This is a genomic window from Streptomyces sp. NPDC034037, assembly GCF_055575715.1.
This window is the reverse complement of sequence record NZ_JBVISC010000001.1, coordinates 552076-578725: the sequence shown is the minus strand read 5'-3', so window position 1 is coordinate 578725 and position 26650 is coordinate 552076. Positions and strand designations below refer to the sequence as shown.

At 68.2% G+C, this 26650-nt stretch carries 21 protein-coding genes, 1 other RNA gene and 2 pseudogenes; 10 read left to right on the top strand and 14 right to left on the bottom strand.

Going from position 1 to position 26650, the window contains the following annotated elements:
• Nucleotides 1–114: 114 nt before the first annotated feature.
• The 3 genes and pseudogenes from ACZ516_RS02630 to rnpB all read left to right on the top strand — a co-directional run bounded on the left by ACZ516_RS02630 (nt 115) and on the right by rnpB (nt 2309).
• A complete protein-coding gene (locus ACZ516_RS02630; RefSeq protein WP_469008144.1) occupies nt 115–1008 on the top strand; it encodes an AraC family transcriptional regulator in 894 nt (297 codons plus the stop codon).
• A pseudogene (locus ACZ516_RS02625) lies at nt 1005–1787 on the top strand (DMT family transporter); the annotation flags it as partial. The gene ACZ516_RS02630 and the pseudogene ACZ516_RS02625, both read left to right, overlap by 4 nt.
• Before the next feature lie 118 nt (nt 1788–1905).
• An RNA gene (gene rnpB, locus ACZ516_RS02620) (RNase P RNA component class A) lies at nt 1906–2309 on the top strand.
• Between the two features lie 236 nt (nt 2310–2545).
• Here the strand turns inward: rnpB and ACZ516_RS02615 are convergent.
• From ACZ516_RS02615 to ACZ516_RS02560, 12 genes are all read right to left on the bottom strand, one after another.
• Nucleotides 2546–2926: a glutamate ligase domain-containing protein gene (locus ACZ516_RS02615; protein ID WP_361080726.1), complete on the bottom strand. Its 381-nt coding sequence runs from the start codon at nt 2924–2926 to the stop codon at nt 2546–2548.
• Nucleotides 2926–3450 carry a C39 family peptidase gene (locus ACZ516_RS02610; RefSeq protein WP_469008143.1) on the bottom strand — a complete coding sequence of 175 codons (525 nt, stop codon included), beginning with the start codon at nt 3448–3450 and terminating at the stop codon, nt 2926–2928. Before ACZ516_RS02610 ends, ACZ516_RS02615 begins: the two co-directional genes overlap by 1 nt.
• Nucleotides 3451–3487: 37 nt before the next feature.
• The gene (locus ACZ516_RS02605) at nt 3488–4579 is read right to left on the bottom strand and encodes a D-alanine--D-alanine ligase family protein (RefSeq protein WP_469008142.1); all 1092 of its coding nucleotides are present in this window, start codon (nt 4577–4579) and stop codon (nt 3488–3490) included.
• Nucleotides 4576–5382: a diaminopimelate epimerase gene (gene dapF / locus ACZ516_RS02600; RefSeq protein WP_469008140.1), complete on the bottom strand. Its 807-nt coding sequence runs from the start codon at nt 5380–5382 to the stop codon at nt 4576–4578. Before dapF ends, ACZ516_RS02605 begins: the two co-directional genes overlap by 4 nt.
• Nucleotides 5383–5443: 61 nt before the next feature.
• Complete coding sequence (locus ACZ516_RS02595) at nt 5444–5623, bottom strand: hypothetical protein (protein WP_361080721.1); 180 nt, start codon at nt 5621–5623, stop codon at nt 5444–5446.
• 149 nt (nt 5624–5772) lie between these two features.
• Nucleotides 5773–5964 carry a hypothetical protein gene (locus ACZ516_RS02590; RefSeq protein WP_361080719.1) on the bottom strand — a complete coding sequence of 64 codons (192 nt, stop codon included), beginning with the start codon at nt 5962–5964 and terminating at the stop codon, nt 5773–5775.
• Between the two features lie 348 nt (nt 5965–6312).
• Nucleotides 6313–6702 carry a hypothetical protein gene (locus ACZ516_RS02585; RefSeq protein WP_469008139.1) on the bottom strand — a complete coding sequence of 130 codons (390 nt, stop codon included), beginning with the start codon at nt 6700–6702 and terminating at the stop codon, nt 6313–6315.
• Between the two features lie 94 nt (nt 6703–6796).
• On the bottom strand, nt 6797–7642 hold the full coding sequence (locus ACZ516_RS02580; RefSeq protein ID WP_361080715.1) for a helix-turn-helix domain-containing protein: 846 nt from the start codon (nt 7640–7642) through the stop codon (nt 6797–6799).
• Between the two features lie 19 nt (nt 7643–7661).
• Nucleotides 7662–8174: a DUF6879 family protein gene (locus ACZ516_RS02575; RefSeq protein ID WP_358579899.1), complete on the bottom strand. Its 513-nt coding sequence runs from the start codon at nt 8172–8174 to the stop codon at nt 7662–7664.
• Nucleotides 8152–8415, bottom strand: coding sequence for a hypothetical protein (locus ACZ516_RS02570; RefSeq protein ID WP_358579896.1), 264 nt, complete (start codon nt 8413–8415; stop codon nt 8152–8154). The genes ACZ516_RS02575 and ACZ516_RS02570 overlap by 23 nt, the downstream gene beginning before the upstream one ends.
• A 198-nt stretch (nt 8416–8613) precedes the next feature.
• Nucleotides 8614–8847, bottom strand: coding sequence for a hypothetical protein (locus tag ACZ516_RS02565; RefSeq protein WP_469008137.1), 234 nt, complete (start codon nt 8845–8847; stop codon nt 8614–8616).
• Nucleotides 8848–8901: 54 nt separating this feature from the next.
• Complete coding sequence (locus ACZ516_RS02560) at nt 8902–9195, bottom strand: DUF6087 family protein (RefSeq protein ID WP_469008136.1); 294 nt, start codon at nt 9193–9195, stop codon at nt 8902–8904.
• 187 nt (nt 9196–9382) lie between these two features.
• Between ACZ516_RS02560 and ACZ516_RS02555 the strand changes: the two genes are divergently transcribed.
• Nucleotides 9383–9739 carry a hypothetical protein gene (locus tag ACZ516_RS02555; RefSeq protein WP_469008134.1) on the top strand — a complete coding sequence of 119 codons (357 nt, stop codon included), beginning with the start codon at nt 9383–9385 and terminating at the stop codon, nt 9737–9739.
• Nucleotides 9740–9746: 7 nt separating this feature from the next.
• On the opposite strand, the gene ACZ516_RS02550 is transcribed toward ACZ516_RS02555, so the two are convergent.
• Both ACZ516_RS02550 and ACZ516_RS02545 read right to left on the bottom strand, forming a co-directional pair.
• The gene (locus tag ACZ516_RS02550; RefSeq protein ID WP_469008133.1) at nt 9747–11576 is read right to left on the bottom strand and encodes a stealth family protein; all 1830 of its coding nucleotides are present in this window, start codon (nt 11574–11576) and stop codon (nt 9747–9749) included.
• 108 nt (nt 11577–11684) lie between these two features.
• Complete coding sequence (locus ACZ516_RS02545) at nt 11685–12581, bottom strand: alpha/beta fold hydrolase (protein WP_469008132.1); 897 nt, start codon at nt 12579–12581, stop codon at nt 11685–11687.
• Nucleotides 12582–12983: 402 nt separating this feature from the next.
• Here ACZ516_RS02545 and ACZ516_RS02540 point away from each other — a divergent pair, with 402 nt between their 5' ends.
• The 6 genes and pseudogenes from ACZ516_RS02540 to ACZ516_RS02515 all read left to right on the top strand — a co-directional run bounded on the left by ACZ516_RS02540 (nt 12984) and on the right by ACZ516_RS02515 (nt 26641).
• The gene (locus ACZ516_RS02540; protein WP_469008131.1) at nt 12984–14558 is read left to right on the top strand and encodes an FG-GAP repeat protein; all 1575 of its coding nucleotides are present in this window, start codon (nt 12984–12986) and stop codon (nt 14556–14558) included.
• A 32-nt stretch (nt 14559–14590) separates the two neighbouring features.
• The gene (locus ACZ516_RS02535; protein WP_469008129.1) at nt 14591–18226 is read left to right on the top strand and encodes a LamG-like jellyroll fold domain-containing protein; all 3636 of its coding nucleotides are present in this window, start codon (nt 14591–14593) and stop codon (nt 18224–18226) included.
• A 223-nt stretch (nt 18227–18449) separates the two neighbouring features.
• On the top strand, nt 18450–25289 hold the full coding sequence (locus ACZ516_RS02530) for a polymorphic toxin-type HINT domain-containing protein (RefSeq protein ID WP_469008128.1): 6840 nt from the start codon (nt 18450–18452) through the stop codon (nt 25287–25289).
• 434 nt (nt 25290–25723) lie between these two features.
• Nucleotides 25724–26116: pseudogene (locus tag ACZ516_RS02525) on the top strand (DUF6881 domain-containing protein).
• Nucleotides 26109–26486: a hypothetical protein gene (locus tag ACZ516_RS02520; protein WP_469008741.1), complete on the top strand. Its 378-nt coding sequence runs from the start codon at nt 26109–26111 to the stop codon at nt 26484–26486. Before ACZ516_RS02525 ends, ACZ516_RS02520 begins: the two are co-directional and overlap by 8 nt.
• Complete coding sequence (locus tag ACZ516_RS02515; RefSeq protein ID WP_469008126.1) at nt 26399–26641, top strand: DUF7848 domain-containing protein; 243 nt, start codon at nt 26399–26401, stop codon at nt 26639–26641. The genes ACZ516_RS02520 and ACZ516_RS02515 overlap by 88 nt, the downstream gene beginning before the upstream one ends.
• Nucleotides 26642–26650 lie beyond the last annotated feature (9 nt).

Here is a 26650-nt window from a genome sequence, read left to right as displayed (position 1 = left end):
GCCCCCGGCCGGCGCGGCATGGAAGCAGGACGTGCGGGCGTTGCCCCTCGTACAGGAAGGTCGAGGTCCCGCGGGCGCCGTCCCGCGCGGAGCGGCACGGGGGAGCGGCGGCACATGAACGAGCGGACGACGACGGCACGGGCGGGCCGCCCACGCGAACAGGCGCAGTGGGCCAGAGCGCCCCTCGGGCCGGGCGGCGAGAGCCTCGACCTGCTGACCGCGCGCTTCGACCGGCACCGCTACGCCCCGCACTACCACGCGGAGTTCACCGTCGGCGTCTGCGTCGGCGGGACCGAGATCATCGACTACCGGGGCGGACAGCTGCACGTCGGACCCGGCACCATCGTCGTCCTCGCCCCCGGCGAGGTGCACACCGGCGGCCCCGGCGCGAGCGGCGGCTACGCCTACCGGGCCATGTACCCCGCCCCGTCCCTCCTCACCGAGGGCACCGCGACCACGCCGCACTTCCCCGAGCCGGTCATGGACGACCCCGAACTGGCGGCGGCCCTGCGCGCGGCGCACGCCGAACTGGGCGGTCACGGCGACCCGTTGGAGGCGGAATCCCGGCTCTCCTGGCTGCTCACCGCCCTCGCCCGCAGGCACGGGGCCGCCCGCCCCCTCGCCGACCGCGTGCCGGGCGCCGACCACCTCACCCGCGCCGTCCGCGACCGCCTCGCCGACGAACTCCTCGCCCCGCCCACCCTCGCCGAACTCGCCGCCCCGCTCGGCCTGTCCCGCTACCAACTCCTGCGTGCCTTCCGTACGTCGACGGGGATGCCGCCCTACGCCTGGCTCGCCCAGCACCGCGTGACACTGGCCCGCGCGCACCTGGAGGCGGGCCTGCGCCCGGCGGAGGCGGCCGCCCTGGTGGGCTTCGCGGACCAGGCGCATCTCACGCGCTGGTTCCGCAGGGTGCTCGGGGTGACCCCGGCGGCGTACCGCGACAGCGTCGGCCCGCAACAGCGTTCAAGACGGGGAGCGCCGACGCGACCGAGACTGCCCGCATGACGGCACGCGGCTGGTTCCTCTTCTCACTCATGGGAGTCCTCTGGGGCATCCCCTACTTCATGATCAAAGTGGCGGTGGACAGCGACCTGTCCCCCTCGTTCGTGGTCTTCGCCCGCTGTGCGCTGGGCGCCGCGCTCCTGCTGCCCTTCGCCGTACGACAGGGCGGGCTGCCCCGCGTACTGAGGACGCACTGGCGCCCCATGCTGGCCTTCGCCGGCGTGGAGATCCTCGGCCCGTGGTGGACCCTGACCGACGCCGAACGCCGCATCTCCAGCTCCACGGCGGGGCTGCTCATCGCCGCCGTGCCGATCATCGGCGCCCTGCTGGCCCGCTTCTTCGGCGACACGGAACGCCTCGGCCCGCGCCGCCTGACCGGCCTGGGCCTCGGCCTCGCGGGCGTCGCGGTGCTGACCGTGCCGCATCTCAGGGGCGGCGACGCGTGGTCCCTGACCGAGGTCATGCTCACCGCGCTGGGCTACGCGGTGGCCCCGCTCATCGCGGCCCGCCACCTCCGCGAGGTCCCCACCCTCCAGCTGATCGCGCCCTGCCTGGTCCTCGCGGCCCTGGTCTACGCTCCCGCGGCGGCGGCCACCTGGCCGGGGACGTTGCCCGACGCCCCGACGCTGGCGTCCCTGGCGGGCCTCGGCGTGATCTGCACGGCGCTGGCGTTCGTCGTCTTCCTGGAGCTGATCCGGGAGGCGGGCCCGACCCGGGCGGTCGTCTTCACGTACGTCAATCCGGCGGTGGCGGTGGCGGCCGGCGTCACCTTCCTGTCCGAGCCGCTGACGGCGGACGTCGTGGCGGCCTTCACGCTGATCCTGGCGGGCTCCTTCCTGGCGACGGCGGCCACGGCGCCGAGCCCGGGGGCCCGGCGGGTAACATGGTCGGCACGGCAGACGAGCCGGGCGGACGGCCGCGTGAAGACCCCTTCGGGGGACCTTCCCGAGGAACGTCCGGGCTCCACAGGGCAAGGTGATGGCTAACGGCCACCCGGGGTGACCCGCGGGACAGTGCCACAGAAAACAGACCGCCCGGCGCTTCGGTGCCGGGTAAGGGTGAAACGGTGGTGTAAGAGACCACCAGTGCCCAGGGTGACCTGGGCAGCTAGGTAAACCCCACCTGGAGCAAGGTCAAAAGGAGACGCCCCGGCGTCTCTGCGCGGACGACCGAGGGCTGCCCGCCCGAGTCCGCGGGTAGACCGCACGAGGCCGGCAGCAATGCCGGCCCTAGATGGATGGCCGTCACCGCGACGTCCGCGAGGACCCGCGGCACAGAACCCGGCGTACAGCCCGACTCGTCTGCCGCCCCTTCGGGGGCAGGCCCCTGATCGGGTCTTTTGCCTGGTCAGGGGCCACTTTCATCTCCCTGGAGTCGAGCAACTACCTCACTCTTTGTGACTGTTTCCGGGTGCTTCCCGGTGCTGTGTGGCGATCCTGTGGCGGCGAGAACGCCCCTAGGTGTTTACCGTGCTGGATAGGTGCTGGATGAATCTGAGGGTCGGCCACGGGTCTCCACGGCGGCGAGTCAGACGGGAGTCTCAGGTCAGATGCCGGCCAGACAGATCCGTGACGGGCTGGCCCGTGAGGGACTGGGCGATCTGCCAGAGCTGACCACCGCGCGACGCTTTGACGAGCACCTTGTCCCCTGGCTGAAGGATGCTGTGCAGGAAGGTCGCGGCGGTCTTGTTGTCGCCCACCATGGCCACGTCGGGCACTCCTGCGGCCCCGGCCGCGAGGGCAAGCTGCTTCGCTAGATCTCCGCCAATGGCAAGGACGAGATCGACGCCGACCTCGGCGGCGAACTGCCCGACCGAGCGATGAGCTTCCACCGCCTCCTCGCCCAGCTCCAGCATCTCGCCGAGTACGGCGATCCTTCGGCCGGCTGTGGCTTCGGTCGTCTCGCCGTCTGCCTCGGGCATTAAATCTCTCCGTTGGCCGTCAGGGGCGCGAACGTGATGGCGCGGCCCGTGTAAGAAGCGGACAAGCGGCTGAGGGGGACTCGATCCTGGGCCTGGCCCCAACGTGAGGGGTCTCGGAAGAGGATCGTCGGGTCGGGGCGGTCGTCGTAGCCGCGAAGGATGACGAGGTGCCCGCCCTTGCGGCCGTCCTCGGGGAATTGCTCGGTCACGGACACGATGAGCGGAGCGTCGTCGAGGCGGCCGAGCAGGCTTTCAACGGGGACGGCTTCCGCCTGAGAACGAACTCCGAGCTCGGTCGCCAGGTTCGCGATCCCCGCGTGAAGTGCTCCACGCGGGGTCAGGACCTCGTGCTTCACAGCGAGCTTCAGGAGTTCAGTCACCGTGGGCGCCTCCGGCCCGTAGGCAAGCAGGATCATTCTCAGTGACGCCAGGCCGCACGCCCGGTTGGACCACTCGATCCTGTCTCCCAGTGCCCACCCTCCGTGGAGATCCCATTCGGCGGGGGTGATGAGCTGTCGGCACATGGGGACTTCGTGGGCGCGCGGCACAGCGGCATTGCTCCTACAAGGAGACGGCAGCCTCCCGCGTCACCGTGGTGCTGGAAAACACGGGAGTGGGCAGGGGAACATCGTACGGCGGCCGGGTCAGGGCCTCATGAAGCATCGCCAGTACGACATCCGTGTGCGTGAGTCCGACCATCGCCGCCCCGACCGCGAAGTTGCTGTCACGGGACATGCCCGGCGTGCTGTTGACCTCCAGCACGTACGCGTCGCCCTTCTCGGTGACGATGAAGTCGATGCGGGCCGAGCCGCGCAGTCCGATCCCTTCCCACAGCGTCCGGGCGTCCCTGGCGATCCGGTTCATCGCTACGGTCTCCAGCTCGGCGGCGCGGACGGTGACGGCGCCCTTCGAGTCCACGTCGAGCTTGGTGTCGGCGTCGTAGAACTCGGCATCGGTCGCCTCGGTGGTCAGCGGGGGGAAGACGATCACCGAGCCGCCCGGAAGCTCCAGCATTCCCACGGTCACGGGTGTGCCGACCACGTAGTCCTCGACCAGCACCTCGTCGCCGCTTTCACCTGCGGCCTCCGCCAGGGCGCCGGGCAGGTCGACCGCGTCGCGGACGAGGCTCATGCCCACGCTGGACCCGCCGAAGGGCGGCTTCACCATGACGGCTCGGCTGCCCCAGTTCACCGGGCCGCCGGACCAGACGCGCCAACCGGGCGTCGGGACGCCGAGGGTCAGCATGATCCGCTTGCAGAGGATCTTGTCAACGGCCACCGCGGACGCCTGTACCCCGCTGCCGCAGTAGGGCACGCGAAGGTAGTCGAGCAGGCCCTGAAGACGGCCGTCCTCACCGTAGGGGCCGTGCAGGTTAGAGAGGGCCACCTCGTACGAGACCAGTTCCCTGATGAAGTCGGGCTGGGTGGGGTCCAGCACGTTCCACCGCGCGCCGATCTCTTCGAGGGCCTCGCCCAGGGCGGTCACGGACCGCTGCTCGACGGGGCACTGGGAGTGGTAGAGCCTGTCTTCGGCGGACACGGGCCCGTAGATGAGAGCGACGCCGAGGCCCTGCCGGCCTTGCGCCCACTCGCGGAGTTTCTCGGCGGCGTTCTGCGCCGCCTGCTTCGAGGTCGAGTCGAGAAAGACGGTCATGCGAGTACCCCTTCGAAGGTCTGGGTGACAGGCCCGCCAACCCAGGCGGCTCGTTCCGGGCGGTCGTCGTGCGGACGGACGGTGAGCGGCTCACCGGCCCGGTTGTGAACGGTGACCTCGCGCTTGGCGACGAGACCGCGCATGGTGGCGATGACGACGGCTGCGACGGCCCCGCTGCCGCAGGAGAGCGTCTCGGCTTCGACACCGCGTTCGTAGGTGCGGATCTTGAGCGCCTGGCGGCCGAGGCGCTGGACGAAGTTGACGTTCGTGCCGAGCGGCGCCACCTTCTTGTGGTGCCGCACGACTCGGCCGACCACTTCCGCGTGGATGGCGTCCACGTCGTCCACGACGGCGACGACGTGTTCCGTGCCGGTGTGCGCGCTGTCGAACCACGTCATCCTGCCGTTGGTGATCGTCTGCAAGACGCGGGGCTGGATGGCGCCCACTTCGGCCGTGACCCATACGGCTTCCTGGTCGACGAGCGCCTCGTGCATGACTCCCGCCATGCGGAGCTTCATGGCGGTCGTCGACCCCGAGCTCTCGTCGTGGGCGACCCACGCCACGCACCGCAGCGCGTTGCCGCACATCGTTGCCGCCGACCCGTCCGCGTTGAAGCAGGCGACTTCGAGCACGTTGGTGTCGTCCTCGGCGGGACGGCTGATGACCAGGCCATCGGCGCCGACGCCGGTACGCCTCGCACACAGGCGCTCTGCCGTCTTGACCCAGACCCTGGCGTCTCTCGGCTCCGCGTTGGTGACGAGGACGAAGTCGTTGCCCGCCCCATGGACCTTGCGAAATTCCATGCCAAAGCTCCTCGCGTCGTGCGGTGGTGAAGGTGTTTGGTGCGAAGCCCGAGCGGGCTGATCAGATGGGGCGGAAGACGGTGCGTGCCTCGCGCATGATCCAGGGCGGTCGTCCGGCGAAGTGCAGGACGCGAACGGAAGCGGTGCCCAGGGATCGCATGTCCCGTATCCGCTGGTACTGGCCGTCGAGAAGTACGAAGTCGCCGATGCGGACCTCGTGGGGCGTGCTGTGCGTCTTCACGGTCCCGACTGGGGCAGGCGGTGCTTCAGCACGCGCAACCTTGCTGCTCTGGTGGACGTACCGCATTCAGTCCCTCCAGATTCCGAACACGATGGCTCCACCGATCAAGAAGACGGCAGCCATGTAAGCGAGCTGCTGTGCGCGGTGACTCATCGGGCTCCGACCAAGAGGCTCTCGACGCGCTCTTGAACCGCCTCGATGCCGATCTCGGGGAGGGGCATCCAGGCTGCTGCGCCCATCTCGATCGCTGAGGGGAAGACGGCGCCGGAGTGCGCGCGGAACAGGTAGCGGATGCCGACGCGGAGCCGAGGGCCGTAGTGGTGGTGTCCCGGCCTGGTCACGTCGACCAGAAAGGCCCCCTCGGCGCCCGGTTGGCTCCACACGTCCCGAATACCGACCTGCTCAGCCAGCAGGCGCAGAGCGGCACCGCTGAGCGTGTCGTCCTCGTCTTCCGGTTCGGCCTCGGCCAGGGCGAAGCGGGGGTCCGTTCCGCAGGCAGAGGACGGAGCCCTCCTCGTTCACGACGACGGCCCCCGTCACGATGAGAGGGCAACGCTCGTCGTGGGTACAGCTCCGGCGCCGCGAGTGGTCAACGGCGGTGTCGTACACCGGCATCAAGGCCATCCGCTCGTCCGGGTGCTCGTAGATGTAGTGCGAGAGCTCCCGGATGATCTGGTCTTCCTTGACGCTCACGGCGTACCCAGCCCGTTGTGCTCGGTGTAGATCCAGAGGAGTCGTCGAGTGAGCGTTGCCGCGTCCCGAAGGGAGAGGAACGCCCCGAAAGCCGGAGTGTTCTCGGTCGGCCGGTTCTTGGGGTCGATCAGGTTATTGCCCTTGCGGACGAGCTCCCGCACCTGCGGGTCATCCTCCGCACCCAAGTCCTCACCGAGCAGAGAGTTGAGCTGCCGGACGATGGCCGGCGTGACGCCGTCTATGTCCGCACGGGTCGAGCAGTCCATCCGCATGGTGAGTACGGAGTCGGTGCGCGAGGAGATCGCCTCAACGTCGATGGCAGTCGGGGGCCCGTCCACCGTGTTCCCGACTAGTCCCTTTTCCTTGCCGATACTTGCCAACGTCATCACTGCCCCCTCCGGGCACGTTTTGAGCCGTGCCCATGAAGTTAGAAAGAGGAGTGGGTGAGGGGCCACGAGTGTGCCCGGACTTGCCAGGCATTCACCCGAGAGAGTCGATGGCGTCCGTAATGATTTCGCGTGCGGCGACACCCGTGACGGCAAGTTCGGCCAGCTCGGCGAACGTCTGGGCATACATGACAAGTTCGTGCCGCTGGACGATGGTGAGGTGTGCGGAGACCAGCTCGACATTCACGAGTTCATCGTCGTAGAGGAAGAACCCCTCGACAGGCCACAGGCCCGAGCGATCGGCGTCCTGAGGGATGATGCCGATGCTGATGGAGGGGAGTGCCATTGCGCTCAGCAGATAGCCGAGTTGTCCCGCCATCACGTCGGTGCCGCCGATGCGGGTTCGGAGGACGCTTTCCTCCAGGATGATGGCGAAGGTGTGCCTTCCGTAGACGACCTGTTGCTTCTCAACGCGTACTTTCACTGCCGCCGGTACGTCGTCGATGAGTCCTCGGCGACTGCGGAGGGAGGTCAGGAGGGCGGTGATGTACGAGGCCGTCTGTACGGGGCCAGGGATGAGCCACGGCGAGTAGATGCGGAAGCGTTCTGTGCGCTCCCAGAGGGGGACGACAGACTCTTGGGCCAGCTTGAGGCCGTTGCTCTCCATGTCTCGCCACTCGACGTACATGCCCTCGATCCCGCGGGCTGTCGAGATGAGGTCTTCCGCTTCGCTTTGCGCGTTACAGGCGGCACACCAATCGCGAAGGTCGCGCTCCGAGGGGGCGCGCGTGCCCCTCTCGAAGCGCGAAGCCTTCGATTCGTGCCAGCCGCAACGCTTGGCCAACTCCCGCTTAGTGATTCCGGCTGCGGTTCGGATATCAGCCAGTCGTTTTCCGAGCGCTTTGCGGGCTTCCTGGACGCTCGAAGATGGCGATGTCATGTCATCGTGGCTGGGGCTATCAGATCAGCTCGAACTCTGCGTGTGGAGTCGCACGCTCCCACACGGCCTCGAAGGCCGAGTCGCAGAGCTTCGCCACCTTCGGGTCTTCGGTCAGCTCCAACGCCATGTTCTCGCCCTCGCCGTCGAAGTGGTTGACGAGCACGAGCTTGGAGTCGAAGAGCCAGAAGTCGTTGCCCGGAAGCGTCAACCCGGTTGCGTTGCGTCGCGAGAGCCAACGCACGCTCTCCCCAGCAGCGATGTTCAACCCATCCGTCACGTCGTACTCGAAACGGACGTACTCGCTGACGGGCGTCGAAACGATGCGGGCGCGTCGGACCTCGACACCCCGTGAGGCAGCTTCCGTGACGATTGCGTGCCAGCCTGCCCAGCGCTCGGCAGGGTCGAGGACCACGCCGGCCTTCCAGTCGATGAAGGCCGGGTCAGACTTCATGTAGGCGTCGCGCATCTCCAGGTGGACGGCTGTCCTCTGGCAGTCGCGGAAGAGCTCCTCAAACGTCGGGGTCCGCGTCATCCTTCTTCACCTCCGGGTCGGCGTCCTTGGTCTCCTGGCTCAGCTCCAAGAAGAACTGCACCATGCGCCGGGGGATCTCTACCACCGACTCGTGGCCGGGGATGTCCATCACATCGAGGCGCTCGGCCTCTTCCACCTTCCACCCCTGGACGAGGTAGGTGTCCTTCTCATCGTCGAGGTAGATGGTGGGCGATCCGCCGCTAGGGCTCTCCGGGTCTTTGCCGAGCGCAACCAGGGCCATGATGTCCTCCTCGAACGTCGGAGACGATCTGTGTGCCTGAGCTTGCCCGTAGCGTCACCGGGAAGCGAGGAACTTGCCAAAACTTGCCAGGGCCTCGACGAAGACCTAAGTGGACGTGGCGGAAGGAACGAGCAGTTGATCAGCCGCATACGTCTGTGACCTGGCCCGATGTGATCCCTCACCGCCACGTCCTGGCACCTATGCGGCGGCCTCCAGCTCGTCGTACCCGTCGATGTAGGCCCGACCGTTCAACCAGGTGGCGAGCTTGCCCACACCCCGTTCGCCGCGATACCGCACGGCTCGGTCGGTCACTCCGTCGCGGGCAGTGATCAGGGCATCGGGCCAGTCGAGGGCGAACCGCATGAACAGCGCCCGCCACTCACCAAGTTCGAGCGGACAGGACGCCCACCTCGCCGCTACGAAGGTAGCCATGAAGCTGGCCACGCTGGGGGGCTCGGCGTAGGCCCCGGCACTCCAGCAGAGATATCAGGGCGGCGGTTTCCGGTGCCTGCCGGTCCCGGGGCCCAGCCTCGGTGTTGTCGTCTCCGGCGCGGAGGCAGCCCCGGCGTGGGGAAACAGGACGCGCCTTGCTTCCGCGAGGTTCGCCGCGAAGCCGTGCGGCTCCCACATGTGGCCGTTCCACCGCTGGATTGCGCGGGGCGCCTCGGGGTTCAGATGCGATGCCCGCGGGCCCTCGCCGGTCACGAGGGGTACGGCGCGAAGCTGCCCGATCCTCGCATCCCGGCGCTCGGCCCACTCGGCGAGCGGCTCGTCGTCCATGCCCGGAGCGTAGTGGGTCTCTGCGGCGGCCGTCTCCGCGCGGGCAAGTGTGACCGGACCGGACCCCAACGCCGTCTCGCGAAGCGCCGTTTGCGCGTACCTGGCCATCTTCAGTCTCCGGGCGCATGGGAGAGTTGCGTCGGCTTTTGGCCATCTGTCACATGGGACAGCGAGCAAAGGAACACAGTTGAAGAAGCACCTGACCATGCCCCTGGCCGCCGGCGCTCTGGCCGTGGCCATGGTGGGTCTCTCCGCCGGGGGAGCCCAGGCCGCGACGTACGAGTACCCCGGTGCCAAGGTCTCCTGGGCCGCCAAGGGCGAAGTCCTCGAGGTCAAGGACACCAAGAGCGATCACCGGTACATCTACGCCATGGGCCAGTATGTGGGCACCAACAAGAACCTCACGCCCTTCTGCAGCACCAAGGGCCGAAGCAGCAAGACGTGTGACTACTCGGTCAAGGAAGGCAAGAAGATCAACTTCTGGATCATGTCGGTCAAGGGCAGCGACATGCGGAAGATCGGCGAGTTCACCGTGACCGCCTGAGCGGGGCCTACGCCCGCTCCCACCGGCTGGCGAAGGGGAAGCAGGTGTCGAGGAACGCGCCCAGCTCCGCCGTGACCCGTTCCTGGTCGGCCGCCGGAGTGTTGACGTCGTTGAGGCACAGGAAGTCGTACTTGTGCCCGGGGCCGAACTCCGCGAGGGCCTTCCGTACGTCCGTCTTCCCGATGTCGATGTAGCGCTGCCGGTACGTGCCGGGCACGGCCCGCCCGGTGAGATACGCGTGGTGGTGGTGCAGGGCCGTGGTCATCGCGATGTCCTCGACGGAGCGGAAACGGCTGCGGCTCGTGCGCGTCACCTCCGCCGCGTACGCCTCCTCCAGCTCCGCCATCACGGACCGGAGCTGCGGCTGCGGAGCGTGTTTGAACTTGCTCACCGTGAGGCGGCTGTGGGCGTCGAGGAGGAGTCTTCGTACGTTCTTGCCCGCGGAGTTGGGGGCCGGCTCGTCCGGGTGCGGGGTGCCCAGGCCGAGTTGGAAGGAGGAGAAGGGGAGCTTGGCGATGCCGTTGCCGTGGAAGAAGTGGCCCGCGGTGACCGGGCGGACGCAGAAGAAGTCGTCGTTGAGGTAGAGGTAGTGCTCGGAGAGGCTCGGTATGTGGTGGAGCTGGGTCTCGATGGCGTGCGAGTTGAAGACGGGGAGCACTTCCGGGTCGGTGAAGATCTCCTTGTGGTCCACGATCCGGATGCCCGGCGCGTCCGGGTCGAGCCACGCCGGCGTCTGCCCGTCGGTCACGACGTAGACGTTCCGGACGAACGGCGCGTACATCTCGACCGAGCGCAAGGAGTACTTGAGTTCGTCGCGGCTGGTGTAGCGGGAGGCGCCGGTCTCGCGCGCGTGGATGAGGTCCGTCCGCCCGTCGCCCCGATAGCGCTCGCGGCGGGCCCTCAGCGCTGTGTCCGCACCGTCCACCCACGTGTAGACGAGGTCGACGGGGAAGTCCACGGTGTCCACGCGGGGGTGGGCGAAGGCCTCGTAGGTCGGGTAGTCGCGGTCCCCGATGGTGCGGCGGGCGGGCACCCGGGCCTGGCGCGGCAGCGTGTCGGTCACGGAGTTCGGACGAGGGGCGACGAGCGCGTCGCCGAGTACGGCGGGCGGCGCCTGGGTGCGCAGGGCGTCCAGACGCGCGGCGGCCCGTTCGTCGTCGAGCAGCCGGCCTCCGTCCTGCCAGAACTCGACGTCGCACCCGTAGGTCAGGTCGGCGAGGACCTGGCCGGAGGGGCCGAGCAGGATCTCCCCGAAACGGATGACGTCCTGCCGCTTCAGCGCGGTGGGCAGTGAGCCGTCCGCGTACAGCACGGCGTCGGCCGGCAGGGGGGCGCTGCCGGGCTTCAGGGCGTACAGGGCGGTCGCCCCGTACATCGCACGCAGCGCGTCCAGCAGCTTCTTGCGGTCCGCGAGGTTGATCGCGACGACGTGGCGGGTGTGCGAGCGGCCCGGTGCCAGGAAGTAGTCGACGCCCGTACGCTCCAGGGCGCCGACCACGAGGTCGAGGTTGTGGGCGGACGCCCCGGCGGCCGTGAAACGGTCGACGGCGCGGCCGTAGTACGTGCGCTCCTCGAAGCGGATCTCCTGGACGTCGGGATGCGACCGCAGAAGCGCGCGCCGACGCGCCGCGATCTTCTCCTGCCGCTCGCGTTCCGCGTCCGCGGCCTGATCGGCGTTGCTCTGCCGCTCGCGTTCCGCGTCCGCGGCCTGCTCGATGGTGCTCTGCCGTGCTCGTTCCGCGTCCGCGGCCTGAACGGCGTTGCTCTGCCGTGCTCGTTCCGCGCGGGCCCGGGCGGGCAGCAGGCGTGCGGTGAGTCTCTTCGTGCGTAACGGCATGGGGGTTCGTTCCTACCTGGTCGGCCCCGGGGCGAGGCCACGGGATCCGTCGTCGTGGTCAGTTGTCGTGTTCGTGTTCGTGTTCGTGTTGCGGCGACGGGCTTCCCGTCAGGTGCGGGCCTTGATCCACGCGAGGACCTTCTCCGGCATGCCCGCGGTGTCCAGGAGCCCGCCGCCGTGCGCGGTGCTGCCCGCGACCGTCTCCACGGTCACCCCGTCCGCCGGCATGTCGTGATCGGCTTCCTCGGCCACTTCGAGGTCCAGGGAGTGCTGGACGGGGACGAAGTCGCCCTCGGAGTGGATGAGGTACATGGGGGCGTCGTCCGCGCCGGAGGCACGGTTCTTGACGACCATGTCCTTCCACGTGTCCCAGCAGCTCGCGTGCAGCGAGGTATCGGTGTCGGCCGGGTCGGGGAAGCAGCGGGCGAGGATCGCGGCATTGTCCCGGACCTTGCGTTCCTTGGCCGCGCTGTCGTCGCGGTTGCCGTCGTTCCAGGCGCGGTAGGGCGAGGCCACGGGGGAGAGCGCGACGACCCCCTTGACCCGGTCCCCGCCCGCGCCGTACGTCGCGAGGGAGGTCGCGATCTGACCGCCCGCGGAGGAGCCGAGGACCACGAGGCGCTCCGGATCGAGGTCGAACTTCGCCGCGTTCGACCGGATCCATTCGATGGCCGAAAGGGCGTCATTGCGCTGTGCGGGCCAGGCGGCATCGAAATTCAGCCGGTAGTCGACCGAGAAAACAGCCATGCCTTTGTCGGTGAAGTACCGGGACCAGGTCGTCCAGCCGGAATCCTCGTACCAGTATCCGCCATGGAGGATGACGATTCCCGGCCGTTTCGAGTCGGCGGCATTCCAGAAAGCGTCCAGTTTCTGCCTGGTGTGCGAGCCGTATGAGTAGGTCGCCTCGCTGCGTCCGGCGGCGGCCGCGCTGACCGGTGTCTCCACATTCAGGAAGCCGGCGGCGAGAACCGCGCAGGCCGCCAGGCACGCCAAGATCCGCTTCACGAAAACTTCTCTCCCTCTGGTGCCATCGGCATCCGGACATGCGTCTGATGTGCCGATTTGTTCACCTGGTGGCGCAGTTTTTCGTGGAGCGGTGTGTCGGCTCCCCGAACGATCCGCGTGTTCGAGGTGAAGAAACTATGAAGTGTGTACTGACACCTCGTCAAGCAAGCACCTCGCTGTATGTCCGACTTGCCTGAAACTTCAGGAGAAGGCGCCAATCGGCTTCCGTGGGGAGCTTGGAGCTATTTCTCTGTCATAAAACGGACACGGTCTTGACATACAGGCTGTCGCGGCAATTACCTTTGCGCCCGCCGAGTCGATGCGCGACTAAAGAATTGAAAGTTTCACGCCGCAATCATCGACGAGGCGGATAACGACATACAAAGGGGTGGGGGATGACTCATGCGTAGGCGCATGAGCGGGGCCGGGTTGGTGGCGATGGCGGCTGCCGTCTTCGTGGTGGCCGGGGGACCGGTTCCACAAGGGCAGCAGGCCGTGGCGGCCGCCGCATGCACCGGGGGAACCGCGACGGATTTCAACGGCGACGGCATCACGGACACGGTGGTGGCCGATCCGCAGGCGACCGTGGCGGAGTCGGTGCGGGCCGGCCTGGTGCGCGTGGTGCTCGGCGGCGGCAAGGGCGTCTCCGAGATCTCACAGGCGACCAGCGGGATGAACGCCGTCCCTGAGCGCGGTGACCAGTTCGGAGCCGCACGCGCGGCCTATGACGCCGACGGGGACGGTTGCACCGACCTCGTGATCAGCGCGCCCTACGAGGACGTGACGAAGGACGGCGCGGACCTCCACGACGCGGGTGCGGTCTACGTCGTCCACGGCACCCCCGCCGGCATCGGCGCCGGTTCGGTGATCGAGAGCTACACGCAGACCCAGTTCGATGCGAGCACCGTGACGGAGGAGTACGACCGCTTCGGCTTCGCCCTGCAGGCGGGCACCACCTCGGCCGGCGCCCCCTACCTGGTCATCGGGGCGCCGGGGGAGAACGTCAGCGCCGGAGGCAAGGACTTCGCCGACGCCGGCTGCGTGCACTACCTGCAGGGCACCGTCAAGACGACCGTCAACGAGGACGACCCGGGTGTCCCGGGCATCGTCGAGGCCCACGACCGCTTCGGCTACTCGCTGACCGGCACCAACCGGTACTTCGCGGTGGGGGCGCCGGGCGAGACCATCGGCACCGACACCCCGTTCGCCGGGGCGGTGACGGTGTTCAACCACACCCTCACCGGTGGCATACCGACCCCCCTGACCGGCCTCGACCAGGGAGCGGCGAACGAGGGCCTGGACGGAACGGCGGAGGCGAACGACCAGTTCGGCGCGTCGATCGACATGACGAACTTCCGCCCCGCCGACCAGACGTACAACTCCGACGCCCTCCTGGCGATCGGCACCCCGGGCGAGGCCGTCGGCTCGGTGACCAACTCGGGCGCCCTGACCGTGGTCCGGATCAAGCCGTCCGGCGCCTACACCCAGATCGCGGCGGTCGACGCCTCGAGCGACGGGGTCGAAGGCCTGCCCACCGAGGGCGACTTCTTCGGTCAGCGCGTGGCCCTCACCAACACCGACACCTCGGTGGTGAGCAGCGACGCCACCGTCCGGCTCGCGGTGGGTGTCCCGGGCCGCGACGTCAAGGGTGTCGCGGACGCCGGAGCCGTGCACATCCTGCGCCCCCTGGACACGTCGATCGGCGCGAACGACAAGGTCATCACGCGGGCCCCGAGCGGGAGTGACCTGCCCGGCACGGCGACATCACGGGACTACACCGGCATCAGCCTGACCTCGGGCGGCGTCAACCTCTACGTCGGCGTGCCCTACAGCAAGGAGTCGGGGACGCCCAAGGGTGTCCTCTACGTCATCCCGTGGACGGACATCACCGGTTCCACCACCGAGGGGACCACCACCCTGAAGCCGGGCGCGGGCGGGATACCCGACGCCGGGACGTCCTTCGGCGTGGTCGGGTGACCGGCGACATGGCCAGAAGGAAGCGGACCATCATGAGGAGAAGTACCACCGGGGCCCGCCCCCGGCTCCGGGCTCTCGCCGTCACCGTCACCGCGACCGCGCTGCTGACCGGCGGCCTGGGCGCGATGCCCCCGGGCCTCGCGGGCGCCCCTCGGCCGGCGGCCGCCGCGGAGAAGGACGCGCCGCAGGTCGAGAGCGCGTCCGACGCGCAGGCCGAGGCGGCGAAGTCCGGCGAGAAGGTGGAGGTGGCGGCCCTCAGGAACGAACGCAGCACCACCGTCGCCAACCCGGACGGCACCTTCACCACCACCCAGTACGTCCAGCCGATCCGCACCCGCAAGGACGGCGGGTGGACGGAGATCGACACCACGCTCGTCGAGCGGCCCGACGGAAGGTACGCACCCAAGGCCGCGCTGTCGGCCATGGCCTTCTCCGGCGGCGGTGACACCACGTTCGCCGAGATCGACAAGGACGGCCGCTCGCTCGCCCTGGGCTGGCCGCACAAGCTGCCACAGCCGCGGGTCACCGGATCCACCGCCACGTACGGCGATGTGCTGGAGGGAGTGGACCTCAAGGTCACCGCCTCCGCCGAGGGCTTCTCCCACGTCCTCGTGGTCAAGAACGCGAAGGCCGCCGCCCATCCGGACCTGGCCCACCTCCAACTGGCCCTGGACACCGACTCCGTCACGCTCAAGGAGACGGCGGACGGCGGGCTGGAGGCCGAGGCGGACGGCGGTGGCGGCACGGTCTTCGAGGCCCCGCAGCCGATGATGTGGGACTCCGGCCACGCGGCCGACGCTCCGCGGACCGGCCGCTCCGCGCGGAAGGGCATGAGCGGGCCGGACGGCGTGGACGTACCCCCGCAGGGTGCGCGGATCTCCGAGGTGGCGGTGGACGCGGACGCCGACTCGGTGACGCTGGAGCCCGACGCCGGACTCCTCAAGGGTGAGGACACGGTCTACCCCGTGTACATCGATCCGGTCTTCAAGACGGCCCACCGGACCGGCTGGACCATGGTGTCCTCGTACTACTCCTCCTCGGAGTTCTGGAAGTTCGACGACGACGAGGGCGTCGGACGCTGCCCGGCCGACGTCTCCTACCGCTGCACCAGCGGCAGTGACGTCAAGCGGCAGTTCTTCGCCCTGCCCACGGGGATCTTCGAGGACAAGGACATCGTCTCCGCGAGTTTCGCGGTGACGATGGTCCACACGTACAGCGAGGCCGGGAAGGCGGTGCAGCTCGGACGTGTCAACTCGGGTGGCGCGAGCGCCATCAGCTCCAGGACCAACTGGGACAACCAGCCCTCGCTGAAGGACGCCATCACCACCAAGTCGCCGACGAACCCGGCCGGCGCGTGCACCTCCACGAACCAGAACGTCCGCTTCGACGTGCGCGGCACCCTGCAGAAGGCCGCCGGCAGCGGCTGGGACACGACGACCTTCCGCCTCAAGGCGGAGGACGAGGGGAGCTACGCGTACTGGAAGCGCTTCTGCGGCAACGCGCAGCTGGAGGTGACCTACAACCGGCCGCCGCTGCAGCCGACCATGGACGACCTGAAGATGACCCCGGGCGGCTCGTGCGAGTACGGCAGCGCCGAGGAGCACTACGTCTCCGACGCGCCCAGGCTGAAGGCGTTCCTCAAGGACTACGACCACGGTGACATCGGCAGCAACTCCGAGAGTCTGCGCGCCCAGTTCCACGTGTTCTGGACGACCGGCGGCAAGACGTACGACCACTACTCCACCACGGAGGCGCAGGACACGGTGGACGCGTCGAAGAGCGGTCAGACGGGCGGCGCGTCGTTCTCGTACACGGTCGGGACCAACCTGGCTTCGGACCCCGACGACGCGAGCTACACCATCCCGCAGAACGTCACCGTCGGCTGGGCGGTACGCGGCCACGACGGAAGGTCGTGGGGGCCCTGGAGCCTGGCGGGCAACGGCACCCGCTGCGAGTTCATCTACGACGCCACGGCCCCCAAGGCCCCGGCGATCACATCGACGAGGTATCCGGACGACGACGCCTGGCACGCGGGCGTCGGTGACTACGGCACCTTCATCATCGACTCGCCGTCGCCGGACGTCGCGCAGTACAAGTACCGTTTCACCGGCGGCAGTTGGAAGACCGCCAACGCCATCGGCCCGGGCGGTCCGATCGTCGTGCGGTGGATGCCGCCGGACGAGGGCCCCATGTCCCTCGAGGCGAAGGCGGTCGACGGCGCCGGCAACGCGCAGAAGACACCGACCTCGCATGTCTTCCTCGTCAGCGACGGGCGTGCCCCCGCCGCGGGCTGGACCCTCGGCGACGCCAAGGGGGCCACGGCGGCGGCAGGCATGAGCGGGGCCCCTGCGGCGGCCGCGGGCGCGGGCGTCACCTTCGGCGCGGAGGGCCCGCTGGGTCCGACGGACACCGCCGCCTCTCTCGACGGCTCGGAGAAGGCCTACCTCGACGCGGGCAAGCCCGCGGTCGACACGAGCGGGACGTTCTCCGTGAGCGCCTGGGTGAACCTGCCCGAGCGGCCGAAGGACGACGTGAGCGTGGTCAGCCAGGACGGGACGTCCGCACCGGGATTCGATCTCGGCTACGACGTGGACACCCGGTCGTGGACCTTCCGCACCCCGATGAACGACATGGAGAACATGGGGTCGTGGAAGGTGTCCGGGGCCAGGGCCGTACCCGGCAGCTGGACCCACCTCATCGGTGTCTACGACGACGAACTCGGCACCCTGAGCCTCTTCGTCAACGGAGACCTGATCGAGGAGGACGTCCAGAGGCGGCGCACGAAGTGGAACGCGACCGGCGGTGTGCAGATCGGACGCAAGCTCACCCTGGACGGCTACACCTCCCACCTCAAGGGCAGCGTCGCCGACGTCAAGATCTACGACCGGGTGGTGCCGGAGGCCGAGGGCGAGGCGCTGGGCGGCATCTCGGCACGCCAGCTCGCCTACTGGCAGGTCGACGGAGAAAACAGCGGCGTGTCCCCCGAGGAGACGGGAGGCACCGGTCTGAGGCTGGGCGGTGGCGCCGCGATCTACGTGCCCGACGAGACCTGCGACGTGGAGGCGGACCCCGCCTGCAAGGCGCCCGCCGAACCGCTCTGGGGCGACGGACACCTCCAGCTGAACGGCACCGGCGGCCACGCGGCACGCGCGGCCGGGCTGCTCGCCGAGGAGGACAGCTTCACCCTCACGGCACGCGCGCGTCTGGCGACCGCCGGCCCGACGAAGGACCAGACGGTCATGTCACTGGCCGGCACCCGGGGGAGCGCGCTGACGGTGAAGTACCAGGCGGCGGAGAAACGCTGGGCGCTCGTCGTGACGGACAAGGACGCCACCGGCGCGAAGGAGTCGATCGTCAGGGCCCAGGGCTTCGCCCCGAGCAGTGAGGGCGACGGCGACCATCTGACGCTGGTCTACTCGGCCGTCTTCGGCGACGCGCTGCTCTACGTCGACGGCACGCTCGCCGCACAGGTGCCCTGGGACAACACCTGGGACTTCACCACGGCGTCCCTGCAGATCGGCAGAGCCCTGACGGGTTCCACGCCGTCCGCCTTCTTCGACGGCGCCGTCGACGAACTGCGGGTGTTCCGGGGGGCCCTGGACGCGAGCGCCGTGCCCACCGTGGCGCTGCTGCCGGCCGGGGCGAGCATCGAGGAGACCGTCACATGAGGGCCTGACGGCGTGAACGGCAAGGGGGGCGCTCCGCAGCGCAGGTCGTGGGGACACGGCGGCGGAGCGCCCCCCGGGGGCGACACGGTGGGGGAGCGCCCCCGGGGGCCCGCCCCCTCACCCTGTCGCTCCGCCCCTGCTCAGCGCCCTCACCTCGTTCCCCACCCCTCCGCACTGCCCTCTTCCGTCGTCACGACGGTCCAACTCTTTCTTCGGAGCTGCCATGCGCTCGCCTTTCCGGTCACGGTGGCGAATACCGGCCGCCAGGACCACGGCCCTGGGGCTCGGTGTCGCCCTGGCCGTCGGCCTGCTGCCGCAATACGCCCCTGAGGCCACCGCCAGAGACGGCGGACTGAGCCGCCCCGCCACCCAGAAGAACCTCGACGACCCCGTCGACGGCAAGAACGTCAGGGCCAAGACGTACGGCAAGGCGGACCCGGCGGCACGTGCCGCGGTGAAGTCCGCCGACGCCACCCGCTGGCCCAAGGCCGCCGCCGCCGAGGTCGACCTGCCCGGGAACGAGCGGGGCGCACGCGCCAAGGGGCTGCCCCTCAAGGTGGCCACCACCGGAAAGGCCGGCCCGGCCTCGGTACGCGTGGCGGTCCTGAACCGCGACAAGGCCAGGGCCGCCGGTGTGCGGGCCCCGCTGATGACGGTGGCCCGGACCGACGGGGCCAAGACGCCGGCGCCGGTCGAGGTCGCCCTGGACTACGCCGACTTCGCCGGCGCCTACGGGGGCGGCTACGGATCCCGGCTGCGCCTGGTCCAGTACCCGTCCTGCGTACTGACGACTCCGCGCAAGAAGTCCTGCGCCACGCCCAGGCCGCTCAAGGGCGGCAACGACACGGCGAAGCGGACCCTGAGCGCGACCCTTCCGGCCGCGGCCGACAAGGGAGCGGCGGTCACCGTCTTCGCCGCGGTCGCCGGCTCCTCCGGCGACCAGGGTGACTTCGCCGCCACCCCGCTGCAGGCGTCGTCGCAGTGGAGCGTCTCGAACTCCTCGGGCGTCTTCAACTGGTCGTATCCGATCTCGGCCCCACCGGTACCGGGCACCCTGTCCCCCGCCGTCTCCCTCGGCTACAACTCGCAGTCGATCGACGGGCAGACCGCGACCACCAACAACCAGGGCTCGTGGATCGGCCAGGGCTTCTCCTACGAGCCGGGCTACATCGAACGCCGCTACAAGCCATGTGCCGACGACGGACACAGCGACACCTACGGCGACCAGTGCTGGGGCGGATACAACGCCACGATCTCCCTCGCGGGCGGCGCCTCCGGAGAACTGATCCAGGACGACAAGACCGGCAAGTGGCGCGTCAGCTCCGACGACTTCAGCAAGGTCGAGCGACTCACCGGCACCACGAACGGCGACAACAACGGCGAGCACTGGAAGGTCACCGACGACGACGGCACCCAGTACTTCTTCGGCCTGAACCGGCTGCCGGGGTACGCCACCGGCGACGAGTCGACCAACTCCGCGTGGACCGTCCCGGTCTACGGCGACGACTCCGGAGAGCCCTGCTACGACGCGAACTTCGCGGACGCCCACTGCGCACAGGCCTGGCGCTGGAACCTCGACCACGTCATCGACCCGCACGGCAACGCCATGTCGTACTTCTACGGCAAGGAGACCAACTACTACACCCAGGGCCTGAAGACCGGGGAGAACGGCAAGTCCTACACCCGCGGCGGCTACCTCAAGCGGGTCGACTACGGCCAGCGTGCCGACAAGGTGTACGCCACCGCGCCCTCGGCGCGCGTCGTGTTCACCACCGGTGAGCGGTGCATCGGGGACCTGACCGACTGCTCCTCCGGCGCGCTGACCGACGCCACGGCCGCCGACTGGCCGGACGTACCGTGGGACAGCAACTGCAAGGCCGACACGAAGTGCACCGGCCAGAACTCACCGACGTTCTGGACCCGCAAACAGCTGAAGAAGATCACGACCCAGATCCGCACAGGAGCCACCACCTTCGCGGACGTCGACTCCTGGACGCTGAACCACGACTTCACCGACAACGGCGACGGTTCCAGGTCGCTGTGGCTGAAGTCGATCGACCACACGGGCCGGGTGGGCACGGACGAGACCGTTCCGTCGGTGAAGCTGTACGGCAAGCAGCTGGCCAACCGGGTCGACGTGCCCAACGACAACATCCAGCCGTTCATCCGCTTCCGCATGTCGGCGGTGGAGAGCGAATCCGGGGGCGTGCTGTCGGTCAACTACGCCGACACCCAGTGCACCTCCTCGGACCATCCCACTCCCGGGAAGTCCACCGTCCGCTGCTACCCCGTCAAGTGGAACCCGCCGGGCATCAAGGACCCCGTCACCGAGTGGTTCCACAAGTACGTCGTCTCGTCCGTCGTCGAGACCGACCTGGTCGGCAACAGCCCGGACCAGATCACCGCCTACTCCTACCTCGGCGACGCCGGCTGGCGCAAGGCGAAGGCCGACGGCTTCACCAAGTCCGAGTACCTGACCTGGAGCGACTGGCGGGGCTACGGCAAGGTCCGGGTCACCACCTCCGACGGCACGGAGAACGCCTCCAACACCAAGTCCGAGCACGTCTTCTTCCAGGGCCTGGACGGGGACAGCGACCCCGACGGCGGGACGAGATCGTCCACGGTGAAGGACTCCACCGGGACCAGCCACACCGACTCCGACTGGAAGTCGGGCTTCGAGCTGGAGACGACGACGTACAACGGCGACAAGGTCGTCTCGAAGTCGATCAACACGCCCTGGACCAAGGTCACCGCCACCCGCACCAAGGACTGGGGCACCCGTGAGGCGCGGTTCATCCGCCCCGAGCGCACGGACACCTACGAGGCACTGGCGTCCGGCGGCTGGCGTCAGTCCGCGTCCGTCACCAGCTACGACGACGACACCGGTCGTGTCACCAAGGCCAACGACCTCGGTGTGGTGGGCGTCTCCGACAACAAGTGCAGCCGCACCGAGTACGCCGACAACGTGGACAAGCACATGTACGCCTACGTCTCCCGCGTGGAGACGGTGAGCGTCGACTGCGCCACCACGCCGGACCGCTCCAAGCACGTACTCGCCGACGACCAGACGCTGTACGACGACACCACCACTCTCGGCGCGGCGCCCAGCCTGGGCAACGCGACCACGGTCAAGCGGATCACCTCGCACAACGGCACGGCCGGCACGTACCAGACGGTCTCCACGACCAAGTACGACCCGTTCGGACGACCGGTGAAGGTCACCGACGCGGCCGGGACGCCGAAGACCATCGACTACACCGACACGAACGGCCTCGCGACCGCCAAGACCGAGACCAATGTGCTGGGCTGGACGAACAAGACGGAGTACGCCCCGCAGTGGGGTTCGCCGGTCGCACAGATCGACGTGAACGGCAAGCGCACCGACCTGGCCTACGACGGCCTGGGCCGGCTGACCTCCGTATGGCTCCCCGACCGCCTCAAGGCGGACTCCTTCTCCCCGTCGATCAAGTACGCGTACGGCATCCGCACCACCGGCGCGAACTACATCCGCACCCAGCGGATCGAGAACGGCGGCACCACCTACGGCAGCGAGTACGCACTGTTCGACGGCATGCTGCGCCCCCGCCAAGTGCAGACGGACGGACAGGACGGCGGCCGCCTCGTCGCGGACACCTACTACGACGGCTCCGGCCGCACGGTGAAGACGAACGAGACGTACTGGACGACCGGCGCGCCCAGTTCCACGCTCTTCGCACCGCGCAACGACGACATCGACGCGCAGACGGTGACGGAGTTCGACGGCGACAGCCGCCCCACGGCGACGATCCTCAAGGTCGCCGGCGTGGAGAAGCACCGCACCACGTACACCTACGGCGGGGACCGGGTGCACGTGGATCCGCCGGCCGGCCAGACCGCGACCACCACCATCACGGACGCCGACGACCGCACGGTCGAGCTGCGCCAGTACAAGGGCGACAAGCCGCTGCCCTCGGGCACATCGGCGGACTACCTCTCCACCACCTACGGCTACACGCCCGACGGGAAGCTGTCGAAGGTGGCGGACAACGACGGCAACACCTGGACGTACGGGTACGACCAGCGCCGCCGCAAGATCGAGGCCGTCGACCCGGACACCGGGCGGTCCACGTTCGGCTACGACGAACTCGACCGCCAGACGTCGGTGACCGACTCCCGCGACAACACCACCACGACCGTCTACGACCAACTGGGGCGCACCAAGTCGACCTGGCAGGGCGCCGCGGACACGGGTACGAAACTGTCCGTCTCCACCTACGACACGGTCGCCAAGGGCGCCCTGTACGGCACCTACACCTACAAGGGCGGCGCGGTCCACTCCTCGGTGACCTATCCGGTCCTCGACGAGAAGAACGACTACAAGCCCACCTCGGCGAAGTACTACCTGTCCAAGACGGCCGAGCCCGAGCTGGGCGGCACCTACGAGTTCCAGACCCAGTACAACGGCGACGGAACGGTGGGAGGCCAGAACTTCCCCGCGGCGGGCGGACTGGCGGGCGAAGCCGTCTCGTACCAGTACGACGCGCTGCAGCGCCCGACGGCGCTCAAGACCTCGCTGGGCGGCGGTACGTACGTCCCGCAGGTGAAGTACTCACCCACGAACCAGCTGGAGCAGCTGGAGCTGTCCACCGGTGGGGCGGCGGACAAGAAGACCTGGCTGAACTACTACTACGAGCAGGGCACCAAGCGGGTCAACAGGACGATCGCCAGGGTCGAGGACGCCGCCGCGGAGGCCTATGACGCGCGGTACACCTACGACGCGGGCGGCAACGTCCTGTCCATCGTCGACAACCCGACGGGCGGGGCCCGCGACACCCAGTGCTTCCGCCACGACAGCCTGCGCCGGACGACCGACGACTGGACGTCGTCCCAGGTGCCGGACGGCGCCCTCGGCACCGGCAAGGCGGACGCGGCCTGCGCGTCGGACCCGTCCGCGAGCACGGTGGGCGGCATCGCGCCCTTCTGGCACAGCTACGCGTACGACGCCACCGGCAACCGCACCGCCCAGACCGACCACGGCATCGACGGCACCGCCACGGCGACGAAGAAGTACAAGTACGGGGAGAACGGCGAGGGCCCGCACCAGCTCACGTCGGTCACCACGGACACGGCGTCGACCGGCACGAAGCCCGCGGTCACCTCGTTGGACACCTACACGTACGACGCCGCCGGCAACACCGAGACGCGCGTTCTCAACGGCGACAGGCAGAGCCTGACCTGGGACCAGCAGAACAAGCTGACGAAGGCCGCCAACGCGGACGGCAGTTCGTCCTCCTACGTGTATGACGCCGCGGGCAGCCGCGTGCTGCGCAAGTCGCCGACCGAGACGACCTTCTACCTGCCCGGTATGGAGCTGCACCTCGACGCCTCCACCAAGGCGGTCAAGGCGACCCGGTACTACGCGCTCGGCGGTCAGACGGTGGCGGTGCGCGACTCCGACGGTGTCACGTTCCTGGCCGCAGACCACCACGGCACCGCCCAGATCGCGGTCGACGCGAAGACGGGCACGACACAGCGACGCCGTCTCGACCCCTTCGGGGCGGGCCGTGACGCCGACTCGGGGGACCCCTCCAAGTGGGTGGACGACAAGGGCTTCGTCGGCGGCACCAACGACGACACCTCGGGCCTGGTCACCCTGGGCGCTCGTGAATACGACGCCTCGACCGGCCGGTTCATCTCGGCCGACCCCGTCATCGACTACACCGACCCCCAACAGATCAACGGCTACGCCTACAGCTACAACAACCCGGTCAGCTTCTCGGACCCCGACGGCCTGAAGCCCGACGACTGCATGTACGCGGGCGTGCAGTGCAGCATGAAGAGCAACGGTGGCTGGAAGGTCCAGGCCACCAAGACCTATTACAAGTACTACGGCGTCAAGGCTCCCGATGAGTCACCGGCCGTCTTCCGGGCCCGCCAGCAGCGGGCGAAGGCGGACGCCGCGAAGCAGCGGACGATCGCCATCGCCAAGGAACTCGGCAAGATCCTGGCGGACGAGCTCGGCATCACCGACGCGCTGGACTGCTTCACCACGGGTGCGCTCGGCGCGTGCGGCGCCACGGCGGCCAACATCGTCACGTCCCTCATCGGCGGTGGCCCCGCCGCGAAGCTGGTCGCCAAGTACTGGAACCGGCTGGACAAGGCGTACGCGCTCGGCAAACGGATCGTGACCCTCAGCAAGCAGCTGTGGGGGACGTTCAAGGACTGGCGCAAGAGCAACAAGGCGGCGCAGGCGGCGGAGGCGTGCAACAGCTTCACGCCCAAGACCCGGGTTCTGATGGCCAACGGCAAGACCAAGGCCATCGAGGACGTCGACATCGGCGACAAGGTCCTGGCCACCGACCCCAGGGCCGGCAAGACCAAGGTCGAGACGGTCACGGCGGAGATCAAGGGCAAGGGCCTCAAGCACCTCGTCCGCATCACGATCGACGTGGACGGCAAGAAGGGCACCAAGACCGCCTCGATCACGGCCACGGACGGGCACCCGTTCTGGGTCCCGGAGCTGGGCGAATGGATCGACGCGACGGCCCTGAAGGCCGGCGAGACGCTGCGCACCAGCGCGAACACGCGCGTCCAGGTGACGAAGCTCAAGCGCTGGACGACCCCGAATACGAGGGTCCACAACCTCACCGTTGCACGGTTGCATACGTACTATGTGGTGGCGGGGGCCACGCCGGTACTCGTGCATAACTGTGGCGGAGGGGATGGCTACCTTTATCGCGGAGTTCCTAATGGGCATCCGAAGTATGACGATGCACTTGAGGGGCGTGCTGTCCCGCACGGCGGTCATGGCGATCCGGGGCGTCACGCGGGCGGTAATACGGATAGCGAATTCACGTCATGGACTCATGACTATGAGGACGTAGCTCTTGACGCGGCAGATGAGCTGGGTCCTGGAGGGATCGTGATGCGGATTCCGCATTCGAGTGTCCCCGCTGGAAGAGATGTGCAGATTCATGGAACCGCGCATGAAGTATACGAGGAATCCGAACACGCCCTGCGTGGAGTGATTGAGGGTGCGGAGATCAGTCTCAATAGAGGGCCATGGCGTATACCCGGCGGGTGACAGTCGATGCGAGATCTAGCGCGCCGGAAGGTCGCTAGATCAGAGTCGGGCAAGTTTGGTGATTTAGTGGAGGGTGTCGTGGAAAGAAGTCGTCTCATTCAGCTCCTGGCGGGAGAGGGTGAAGTGCGTCTTCTTTCGCGATCGGCTCTAAGCGCCGGCGCCGCGTTTGAGGTCTGGCCTGAAGCTGTGCCAGCTCAGCGACTACTCGCTGTGTATGAGAGGAGGTGGCGCGGCATGCTGCGCTCTGGGCAGTCCTCGATCGGGTTCGGTGACGCTGTTGATGCCCTCCGCGCTTACGACCGCGCCGAACTTTCCATCGGATTCATCGATGATCGTAGCCGGGGTGGATACTACTTCCAGCTCTTCATGAATACCGAGCTAGATCTGGTTGTTGCCTGCCTGGGGGTTGACTCTCCTCGCGGTGACTCAAATTCATGAGGTACGGCAGGGTCGCTTGGAGGCACGATTTCGCCGACGATCCTGCGCTCTACCTAAGCGAGCTAGGTGGCGACGGTTACGAAACTCGGAAAGTGCAGTTATATCGGGACGGTCGAGCCGAGTAGGCGGACGAAAGTCATGAGACCGCGACGATTGGTCTCTCGGAAATTCCATTTTCAGCGCTTGAGGAAATTTCCAGTCAACCTGAGTTCGGTGCCGAGTTGATCGATCGAAAGGAATTTGAGCAGGCGTGGATTCGGTCCGCTCTTCTTTCTGATGGTTCCCTGAATTCCATTTGGGGGGTCGAAGTCCGGCGCAATTTAATTCTCTGTCCGGCGAAAACAGGCACTGGGGCCCACCGATATTCGGTGGGCCCCAGAGGTGTTTGACGGCAACGGCAACGGCAACGGCAACGGCATCGTCAGCGGACGACGGCTGCGGTGGGTGGTCGTCGGGGGCATCGTCGCCCTGGCCGAGGGCGACGCCGAGGGTATCGACGGCGTCTCGCTGGAGGCGGAGTCGGACGTGGGCGTAGACGCCGGCGGTGACGCCGATGGGGGCGTGCCCGAGGAGGTCAGCATGTCCGCGATCAGAAGCGCCGAGCCGACCGACAGTAAGCACGACGAGGCTGAAACCGGAGAGCCGCGTGACCACCGTCCCGCCCCCTGGCTGTGCCAGCCTTCACGGCGCTCTGCATCACCAGTGAGGAACACAACTGCGGTGCGGTATCCGACGCCCCTGCACCTTTCGACGAGCTGACCCGCTGGATCACCGAACACTGTGCCAAGACCGGCCACCAGCACTACGAGCAGACCGTGCGCGCCATACTCCAGGCCGAGCCCGGAGCATGTCAGGCCGTAGTGACGGAAACTCCACGGCCCCTCCGCACAATCACGGGGCCTTTTCCAACCTGACATTGAGGG